Origin of the sequence: Streptomyces flavofungini, from assembly GCF_041028215.1 — a bacterium.
GTDB classification, from domain to species: domain Bacteria; phylum Actinomycetota; class Actinomycetes; order Streptomycetales; family Streptomycetaceae; genus Streptomyces; species Streptomyces flavofungini_B.
Map to the genome: position 1 here is coordinate 1 of NZ_JASKYR010000366.1, position 8,422 is coordinate 8,422.

The 8,422-nt window shown below is 72.0% G+C and carries 9 protein-coding genes and 1 pseudogene; 9 read left to right on the forward strand and 1 reads right to left on the reverse strand.

The features are described 5' to 3' along the window. Positions 1 to 32: 32 nt before the first annotated feature. From hisD to AB8Z36_RS23710, 6 genes are all read left to right on the forward strand, one after another. A complete protein-coding gene (gene hisD, locus AB8Z36_RS23685; RefSeq protein WP_369215392.1) occupies positions 33 to 1,343 on the forward strand; it encodes a histidinol dehydrogenase in 1,311 nt (436 codons plus the stop codon). Beyond that, positions 1,340 to 2,113, forward strand: coding sequence for an SDR family NAD(P)-dependent oxidoreductase (locus tag AB8Z36_RS23690; protein ID WP_369215384.1), 774 nt, complete (start codon positions 1,340 to 1,342; stop codon positions 2,111 to 2,113). Before hisD ends, AB8Z36_RS23690 begins: the two co-directional genes overlap by 4 nt. After that, positions 2,110 to 2,868, forward strand: a complete 759-nt coding sequence (locus tag AB8Z36_RS23695) for an HpcH/HpaI aldolase family protein (RefSeq protein WP_369215385.1) — start codon at positions 2,110 to 2,112, stop codon at positions 2,866 to 2,868. The genes AB8Z36_RS23690 and AB8Z36_RS23695 overlap by 4 nt, the downstream gene beginning before the upstream one ends. A gap of 127 nt (positions 2,869 to 2,995) precedes the next feature. Continuing rightward, complete coding sequence (locus AB8Z36_RS23700; protein WP_369215386.1) at positions 2,996 to 4,348, forward strand: MFS transporter; 1,353 nt, start codon at positions 2,996 to 2,998, stop codon at positions 4,346 to 4,348. 70 nt (positions 4,349 to 4,418) lie between these two features. Next, positions 4,419 to 5,417: a nuclear transport factor 2 family protein gene (locus AB8Z36_RS23705; protein WP_369215387.1), complete on the forward strand. Its 999-nt coding sequence runs from the start codon at positions 4,419 to 4,421 to the stop codon at positions 5,415 to 5,417. A gap of 17 nt (positions 5,418 to 5,434) precedes the next feature. Further along, the gene (locus tag AB8Z36_RS23710) at positions 5,435 to 5,758 is read left to right on the forward strand and encodes a hypothetical protein (protein ID WP_369215388.1); all 324 of its coding nucleotides are present in this window, start codon (positions 5,435 to 5,437) and stop codon (positions 5,756 to 5,758) included. Here AB8Z36_RS23710 and AB8Z36_RS23715 read toward each other — a convergent pair. After that, complete coding sequence (locus AB8Z36_RS23715; protein ID WP_369215389.1) at positions 5,755 to 6,324, reverse strand: tellurite resistance TerB family protein; 570 nt, start codon at positions 6,322 to 6,324, stop codon at positions 5,755 to 5,757. The genes AB8Z36_RS23710 and AB8Z36_RS23715 overlap by 4 nt on opposite strands. A 232-nt stretch (positions 6,325 to 6,556) precedes the next feature. Between AB8Z36_RS23715 and AB8Z36_RS42325 the strand changes: the two are divergent. The 3 genes and pseudogenes from AB8Z36_RS42325 to AB8Z36_RS23725 all read left to right on the forward strand — a co-directional run. Further along, positions 6,557 to 6,952 (forward strand): annotated as a pseudogene (locus AB8Z36_RS42325) (DUF5959 family protein); the annotation flags it as partial. A 126-nt stretch (positions 6,953 to 7,078) separates the two neighbouring features. Continuing rightward, positions 7,079 to 7,810 carry a GNAT family N-acetyltransferase gene (locus AB8Z36_RS42330; RefSeq protein WP_440581983.1) on the forward strand — a complete coding sequence of 244 codons (732 nt, stop codon included), beginning with the start codon at positions 7,079 to 7,081 and terminating at the stop codon, positions 7,808 to 7,810. A 77-nt stretch (positions 7,811 to 7,887) separates the two neighbouring features. Continuing rightward, positions 7,888 to 8,422 (forward strand): PadR family transcriptional regulator (locus AB8Z36_RS23725; RefSeq protein ID WP_369215391.1); only part of this gene is annotated, 535 nt, incomplete at its 3' end.

Consider the following 8,422-nt stretch of genomic DNA (forward strand, 5'->3'; position numbering starts at 1 on the left):
CCCCCAGCATCAACCTGCCCCTGGGAGCCGTCATGCCCCGTTTTCTCAAGTCCCCCGTGCCCGCCGGTCAGGTGCGCGCCGCTCGCGCCGATGTCGCCGAGCGGGTCCACGCCATCCTCGACGACATCCGCGAGCGGGGTGACGAGGCGGTACGCCAATACTCGGAGAAGTTCGACGACTGGAGCCCGGAGTCCTTCCGGCTCGGCCGGGACGAGATCCAGCGCATCGTGTCCGGTGTGCCGGAGACCGTCATCGACGACATCCGCTTCGTGCAGAAGCAGGTGCGTACGTTCGCCCAGGCGCAGCGCGATTCGCTGCGTGACGTCGAGATCGAGACGCTGCCCGGCGTCCGCCTGGGCCACCGGCACGTCCCCGTGTCCGGCGCCGGAGCCTACGTACCCGGCGGCCGCTACCCGCTCACCGCGTCCGCGCACATGACGATCGTGACCGCGAAGGTGGCCGGGGTGGAGCGCGTCGCCGCCTGCACACCGCCGATCCGGGGCGAGATCCCCGCCGCCACCGTCGCCGCGATGCACCTCGCGGGCGCCGACGAGATCTACCTGCTCGGTGGGGTCCAGGCCGTGGCGGCGCTCGCCATCGGCACCGAGACCATCGGCCGCGTGCCGCTCATCGCGGGCCCCGGCAACGCCTATGTGGCCGAGGCCAAACGGCAGCTCTTCGGCGAGGTGGGCATCGACCTGTTCGCGGGCCCGACGGAGATCCTGGTCGTCGCGGACGAGCACGCTGACCCGTTCGTGGTGGCCGTCGACCTCCTCTCGCAGGCCGAGCACGGCCCCGACTCCCCGGCCGTCCTCGTCACCACCTCCGAGGAGCTCGGCCGCGAGGTCGAGCGCCACATCGACCGGCTGCTGCCCGGCATGCCGACGAACGACTTCGCCGGGCCCGCCTGGCGCGACCACGGCGAGATCGTCGTGGCCGACTCCCTGGCCGAGGCCTTCGAGATCGCCGACTCCTACGCCAGCGAGCACGTGGAGGTCCTCACCGACAACCCCCGCCAGGCCCTGGACCGGATGCGCGACTACGGCGCGCTCTTCCTCGGCGAGGGCACCTGCGTCTCGTACGGGGACAAGGTCATCGGCACCAACCACGTGCTGCCCACCCGGGGCGCCGCCCGCTACACCGGCGGCCTGTGGGTGGGGAAGTACCTGAAGACGGTCACCTACCAGGAGGTCACCGACACCGCGTCGTCGGCGAGGCTCGGCAAGGTGTGCGGGCGGGCGGCGCGCGTGGAGCTGTTCGAGGGCCACGCCCGCTCCGGTGATGTGCGCGCCGCCAAGTACGGCGACGCCACGCTGCCCTGGAACGACGAGGCCCGCGCATGAGCGGCCGGGACACCCCGCTGGCCGGGCGCACCGCGCTGGTCAGCGGGGGCGGCAGCGGGCTCGGCGCGGCCATCGCGCGCTCCTTGCTGCGCGACGGGGCGCGGGTGGTGATCACCGGCCGCGACGAGCGGAAGCTGAAGGAGACGGCCACCGGTCTCGGCCCTGAGGTCACGTACCGCGGGTGCGACGTGTCCGTGCCGGGCGAGGTCGACGCGCTCGCGGACAGCCTCGACGGCGAGGAGATCTCGGTCCTCGTCAACAACGCCGGTGTCGCGGGCCCGGTGGCTCCGCTGACCGAGATCTCGGCGGCGGACTGGGACGAGGTCTTCGACATCAACGTACGCGGGGTGTTCCTGATGTGCCGGGCCTTCCTGCCCGCCATGACGGCGCGCGGCGCGGGCGACGTGGTGAACATCGCCTCGGTGTCGGGCAAACGGCCCCTGCTGCGGCGCACGCCCTACTGCGCGTCGAAGATGGCGGTCATCGGCCTGACGGCCACTCTCGCGGGCGAGGTGGGTCCGCTGGGGGTGACGGTCAACTCGCTCTCCCCCGGCCCCGTCGCCGGGCCACGGATGGAGCGCAACTTCCGCCTGGAGGCCGAGCGGACGGGCAGCAGTTGCGCGGCGGCCGAGGAGGCGTTCGTGTCGCGGTCCGCCCTCGGCCGGATGGTCACCGAGGAGGAGGTGGGCGGCGCGGTGAGCGCGATGCTGCGGATGCCGGGTCTCTGCGGCGCCGACATCGACCTGTCGGCCGGGATGGTGGCGCGGTGACGGCCCCGCGCGCGTCGCTCAAGGCCCGCCTCGCGGCCGGTGAACGGCTCTACGGCGCCCTGCTGCGGCTCCCCTCGGAGACACTGGTGGAGATGGCCGGGGTCGCGGGCCTCGACTATGTGGTCATCGACTGCGAGCACGGGCCCGCCGACCTGACCGCGCTCCAGCACCATCTGACGGCCGCCGCGGCGCGGGGCATCGACGTCCTGGTCCGCGTGGGCACCTGCGAACCCGCCCTCGCGCTGCGGTGCCTGGACCTGGGGGCCGCGGGGCTCATCCATCCGCACATCGACTCCGCGCGGGACGCGCGGCGGGCGGTGGCCGCCTCCCACTACCCGCCGCTCGGCACCCGGGGCTTCGCGACCTACAGCAGGTCGGGCCGCTTCGGCACGGTCTCCGCCGCCGACCACGTCACCGCCGCGCGCGACACCCTCGTGGTGGTGATGATCGAGACGGGACGGGCGTGTGCCGCCGCCGCGGACATCGCCGCCACCGAGGGGGTGGACGCGGTCCTCGTGGGGCCCGCGGACCTCGCCGCGGACCGCGGATTCCCCGCGGGGGACGTGATCGACGGCCTGGTCGCCGAGGCTCACCGGGCGGTACGGGGCGCGGGCGGGGCGGTCATGACGATCGTCCCCGACACCGTGCGGGCGCGGGCCGCCGAGCGGGCCGGGGCGCAGCTGGTGCTCTACAACATGGCCCACGTCCTGATGGACACCCTGCGCTCCCTGGCGGCGCCCGCCGAGTCCCCCTGAGGACCGCCGGGAGACCGCCGCAAGACCTGTCGCCAGCCTATTGACCGGCCTCTGCCGCGCTCCTTAGTGTTCGGCGGAAGTTCATACGTATGCATAACCCCTCTGCCCCTGCGCGAACGGAGAAGCCATGTCCGCCGCAGCGCCGCCCACCACCGCCACCACCACCGGCACCCCGCCCACCGAACCGGAGAAGCGGAGTGCGATCCGCCGAGCCATCGGCGCGGGAAGCATCGGCAACTTCGTCGAACAATTCGACTACGGCCTCTACGGCTACATGGCGCCGGTCCTCGCCCCCGCCTTCTTCCCCGACAGCGACCCGACGACGGCGGTGCTCAGCACCTACGGGATCATCGCCGTCGCGTGCCTCTTCCGCCCGCTCGGCGGGACGCTCGTCGGGCGCTGGGGCGACCGGGTCGGCCGCAAGAAGACGCTCCTGTGGACCATCGTGCTGATGGGCGTCACCACCGCCATGATCGGCGCCCTGCCGACGTACCACCAGATCGGCATCCTCGCGCCCCTGCTCCTGCTGCTCCTGCGCGTGGTGCAGGGCATGGTGTCGGGCGGCGAGTACGTCGGGGCGGTGGCCTTCATCGTGGAGTGGGCCGAACCGAACCGGCGCGGCTACTACGCCTCGTACGCCTCCAACAGCTGTTTCGTCGGCATCCTCGGCGGTGCGGGCACCGCCGCGCTCACCAGCTGGGCGTTCGACGGACCGACGCTGGACTCCTGGGGGTGGCGGGTGCCGTTCCTGCTCGCGCTGCCGCTGAGCCTGGTCGGGATCTGGCTGCGCCGGCGCATCGACGAGTCACCGGAGTTCGTGCGGGCCACCGAGGGCGGCACCGAGGTCGTCAAGGCGCCGGTCAAGGAGGCGCTGCGCACCCAGTGGCGGGCGATCCTCGCCTACTGCGGTGTCTCGGTCATGCTCGCGATCCTGTCCTACAGCTGGGTCACCTTCTACCCCGAGTACCTGACCGGCACCCTGGGGCTGCCGCGCTGGATGGCGCTGACCTCCAACGCCATCTCGGTCGCGGTGCTGATCCCGCTGCTGCCCCTGGCCGGGATGCTCTCGGACCGCATCGGCCGCAAGCCCATGCTGGTCACCGGGGCCATCGCCTGCGTCGTGCTCGTCCCGCTCGCCTTCTGGGTCGGTGAGGGCGGCACGTTCGGCTCGGCGGTGGCGAGCCAGCTCATCTACATCGTGCCCGAGTTCTTCCTGACCGGCATCGTGACGGTCTGCACGGCCGAACTCTTCGCGACCCGCACCCGGTTCAGCGCGAGCGCCATCGCGTACAACAGCTCGTTCTCCATCTTCATGGGCATCACGCCGTTCGTCGCCGCGCTGCTCGTCAGCAGCTTCGACACGATCTACGCCGTGTGGGTCTACCTCGCCGCCGCCGCGGTCCTGGCCCTCGTGGTGGTGAGCGCCTTCATGACGGAGACGTACCGGAGCCACCTGGGGGCTGACAAGTTCCCCGGATGACGGGTATGCATACGCATACGCACCACACACCCGCACCTGTTTCGAGCATCAACCAAGAAGGGCAAGCACCATGCCGCTGGACCCCGTCGCCCACCTCCCCTACGCGGACCCGGACGAGTTCATCCGCGACGTCACCGACCGCATCTGGGTGGACCGCGACATCGCCCACATCGTCGAGAACTACGAGCCGGACTCGATCGTCCACACCAGCCTCGGCACCGTGGTGGGCCGTGACGGTGTGATCGAGGGCACCACGATGCGCATCGGCGCAACGCCGGGGCACATCGGCCAGGCGGAGGACGTGGTGTGGGAGGCGCGCGGCGACGACGCCTTCCTCAGCTCGCACCTGGTCTTCTCCGCCGACGAGCACCTGGTGGACGGCCGCAACGTCCGCGTCCGCAAGCGCACGGTCGCCAACTGCCTCTACCGGCGCGGCCGGATGGTCGAGGAGTGGGTGGTCCGCGACGAGCTGGCCGACTGCCTCCAGCTGGGCATCGACCCGGACGAGGCGGGCCGCGCCCTGCTCTTCCAGGGATACACCGGCTCGATGACCGAGGAGCCGCCGAAGGACGTCCTCGCCGTCGGCGTGAGCGGGGCGCGCCCCGACGACTACCGGCCCGAGTGCGAGATGGTGCTCCAGTTCATCGACGAGGTGTGGTCGCAGCGCCGGCTCCACAAGGTCAAGGAGTTCATGGCGCGGGACCTCTTCCTGCACACGGTCGGCGACCGCACCGTCATCCGCCCCGAGCGCTACCAGAGCGACCTGCTGTCCCTGGTGGGCGCCTTCCCCGACGCCCGCTTCGCGGTCCGGGACGTGCAGACCAACTTCGCGCACCGCTACGCCGGTCTGCGGATCGCCGTCACCTGGACCATGCACGGCACCTACCGCGGCACCCCGTCCTTCGGCCCCCTCACCGGCAAACCGGTGACGGTCCTCGGCGTCTCCCAGTTCCTGATCCAGAACGGCCGCATCGTCCGCGAGTACCGCGTGTACGACGAGATCTCCCTGCGCGCCCAGATCAACAGCACCCGGGGGGACGGTGCCGAGGTGGAGGTCAACATCTACTGACCCTCCGGCCTCGGCCGATGAGGAGCGGGCCGGCCCGCATCCGGCCCGCCTCCGCGCGGGTCCCGGGCCGGTTGTCAGTGGGGGTGCGCGGCGAGCGGTGTGAGCGCTTCGGGCGCATACCGGACGAGCTGGCACCGGAGCAGCTCTTTCCCGGACTCCGTCAGGGCGGCCGCCCCGCGGAACAGCGGGGCCCGGCCACCGCCCTGGCGGCGATCGCCCGGACGTTCGGCGTCACGCTGCCCCGGTTCGCCCTGGCCCAGGGGCGGCTGCACTCCTTCACCACCCGCTCCTGGACAAGGCCGCCGGGGCCCGGTGAGGCCTGCATCGCCGTAGGGCTCTAGAGGCCGAACTCCTGCGGCGACACGTTCAGTGCCGCGCACGCCTCGCGCAGGACCTGCTCCTCGGCCGGGGCGATGTACCCGTCGGCGCCGGCGACGACGAAGCCGGTCTGGATCACTGCCCTGGCCTCCGTCGGCTTCTTCGCGGCCTTGGCGATCTCCTGCATGACCTCGGCCTTGCCCTGCTGGAAGTTGAACGAGAGCTGGTCCACGTGCTTGTTGAAGCGCTGCCGGAGCTGCTCGGGCGGGAAGTTCTGCAGGACGTCGTTCTGCAGGATCAGGGACTCCACGTGCTGCCGCTCGGCCGGGTCGACCGTGCCGTCGGCCGCCGCGACCAGGGCGCACATGGCCATGCTCGCGTCGCGGTAGGCCCCGCTCTTCAGCTCGGTCTTGAGCGAGGCGAGCTGGGTCTTCAGGACGCCCACGAGCTGCGCCTTCGAGCCGCCGCGCGCGCCTGCCCCCGTGCCCGGACCCGCCCCGGGGTGCCCGTGGCCGCCGGAGCTCCGCCCGCCCTGCGCCTGCTGCTGAAGACCCTTGGCCTGGTCCTTGATCCGGTCCCACATCGCCATGCGTGCCACCTCAGCTGCCCGTTCGTCCGTCCGCGCGCGATCCGCGCGGTCCTTCTGCCAACGCCCTGCCTCGCCTGGGAGTTCCTCTCCCCTCTTGGGATTTCCTTTACCGGCACACAACGGACACGATCGGTGCCGTGTCCCGCCGGAACGGTCGGAATGAGGTGGCGCAGGCCGCCCCCGTGACGGAAGGATCTGCGGGACTCGTCCATGCGTTCATGAAGGGGCAGCCGTGAACGATGCCGCAGCAAGAGGTCTCATCCGTCTCGCGGACGACGAGGGGAACAGCGTCACCGTCGATGTCCTCGGGCCCCACCCCGGTTGGCGCGAGGGCCTCAGCGCCGAGATCGTCGTGACGACGCCCTTCGTGTCCGGACGCCTCGCCCTGGCCCTTTCCCGGTCGACGCTGGAGAGCTGGGCGGGGGCGCTCGACGGGCTCGACGCCGGTGAGAACGTCGACTGGCTGGCGATGGACCGGGGACCCACCCTCTCCGTCCGGCTCACCGGCGAGCGCGACTGCCCCGAGGTGGTCGTCGAGGACGTGCCGGGATCCATGGTCACCGTGCGGGTCCCGGTCGACCCGCCGGACGGCTGGATCGCCGACCACCGGCGGCGGCTGCACCGGGTGGCCCGGCGCTGGTGTCCGACGCTGCGGCTCCCCGCACCCGTGCCGGACGGCACCCCCTCGGACGCCGCGCGAGACGCCACCCGACATGCCGCGCGCGAGCGCACTCTGCGGCGGATCAACGCCTTCATGGCCGGTTTCGCGCGCCGCCAGGCCGCGCGGGTCGTCGAACTGCCCGGCGGGTTCGCCGTCCACGACGACGCCTTCCTCCATTCCCGCGCGAACAACCAGGTCGTCATCGACTCCGCCGTCGACCCCGACGCGCTGCCCGCCCTCGCCGACGAGGCCCTGGGGCATCTGCCGCACCGGCTGATCACCGTCCTCGACGACACGGTCGGCGCCGCCTGCGCGCCGCCCCTCACACGGGCCGGGTACTCCCACTCCACCTATCTGGTCATGCTGCACACCGGCCCGGTACCGGTCGGCGGTGCCGCGCGGCCGGTCGGCCTCGACGCGCTCAGAGGCCCGCTGACCCGGCGCTGGCGTTCCCTCATCCCGGAGACGGAGGCCGACGACGAGGTCATCCGCCATCTCGTCGAGCGGCGCGAGGCCCGCGGACGCGGCGCCGACATCGTGCACTTCATCGGCGCCCGCACACCGGAGGGCGAGATCGCCTCATGGGCCGACCTCTATCTGGAGCCGACGACCGGCACGGCCCAGATCGAGGACCTGATCACCTCCGAGGCACATCTCAGACGCGGCTACGGCGACGCCGTCCTGGGCAGAGCCCTGCGCATGGCCGCCGCGCACGGCTGCGCCACCCGGTTCCTGACCGCCTACGCGAACGACTGGCCGCGCCACTGGTACGAGCGCCGCGGCTTCACCGTGATCGGCCGCATGCACGACTTCGAACGCGGCTGACCGGCGCCCGGGTGAGCCGTGTCTCAACCGGCCGCCGGACCTTGTTTATGCAACTCGTTGCATAGCAGGATCGCGGCATGGCGCTAGAGCACGCGATCCTCGTCTCGCTTCTGGAACAGCCCGGGTCCGGCTATGAGCTGGCCCGGCGGTTCGAGCGGTCCATCGGCTACTTCTGGGCCGCCACGCACCAGCAGATCTACCGCGTGCTCAAGCGCATGGAGAGCGACGGCTGGATCAACGCCCGCGCCGTGGCGCAGCAGGCACGGCCGGACAAGAAGGAGTACTCGGTGGCCGCCGCCGGGCGGACCGCCCTCTCCCGCTGGCTCGACGAACCCATCGAGCCCGAGAGCGTCCGGCACGAGCTCGCCGTGAAGATCCGCGGCGCCGCCTTCGGCGACCCGGCCGCACTGCTCCACGAGGTGGAGCGGTACCGCGCGGCCCACGCCGACCGCCTCGAACGCTATCTCGTCGGCGAGCGGCGCGACTTCCCGCCGCCGGCCGACGCGTCGCGCGCACCGGACGCCGGGCGCGAGTTGCAGCACGTCGTCCTGCGCGGCGGCATCGCGTACGAACGGATGACGCTCGCCTGGCTCGACGACGTGCTCGCCACCC

What these genes read in the sequence shown, in the direction of transcription:
- AB8Z36_RS23715 (WP_369215389.1), bottom strand. Translation starts at nt 6,324, where the DNA reads ATGGCGATGTGGGACCGGATCAAGGACCAGGCCAAGGGTCTTCAGCAG.
- AB8Z36_RS42330 (WP_440581983.1), top strand. Translation starts at nt 7,079, where the DNA reads ATGGCCGGTTTCGCGCGCCGCCAGGCCGCGCGGGTCGTCGAACTGCCC.
- hisD (WP_369215392.1), top strand. Translation starts at nt 33, where the DNA reads ATGCCCCGTTTTCTCAAGTCCCCCGTGCCCGCCGGTCAGGTGCGCGCC.
- AB8Z36_RS23705 (WP_369215387.1), top strand. Translation starts at nt 4,419, where the DNA reads ATGCCGCTGGACCCCGTCGCCCACCTCCCCTACGCGGACCCGGACGAG.
- AB8Z36_RS23710 (WP_369215388.1), top strand. Translation starts at nt 5,435, where the DNA reads ATGAGGAGCGGGCCGGCCCGCATCCGGCCCGCCTCCGCGCGGGTCCCG.
- AB8Z36_RS23700 (WP_369215386.1), top strand. Translation starts at nt 2,996, where the DNA reads ATGTCCGCCGCAGCGCCGCCCACCACCGCCACCACCACCGGCACCCCG.
- AB8Z36_RS23690 (WP_369215384.1), top strand. Translation starts at nt 1,340, where the DNA reads ATGAGCGGCCGGGACACCCCGCTGGCCGGGCGCACCGCGCTGGTCAGC.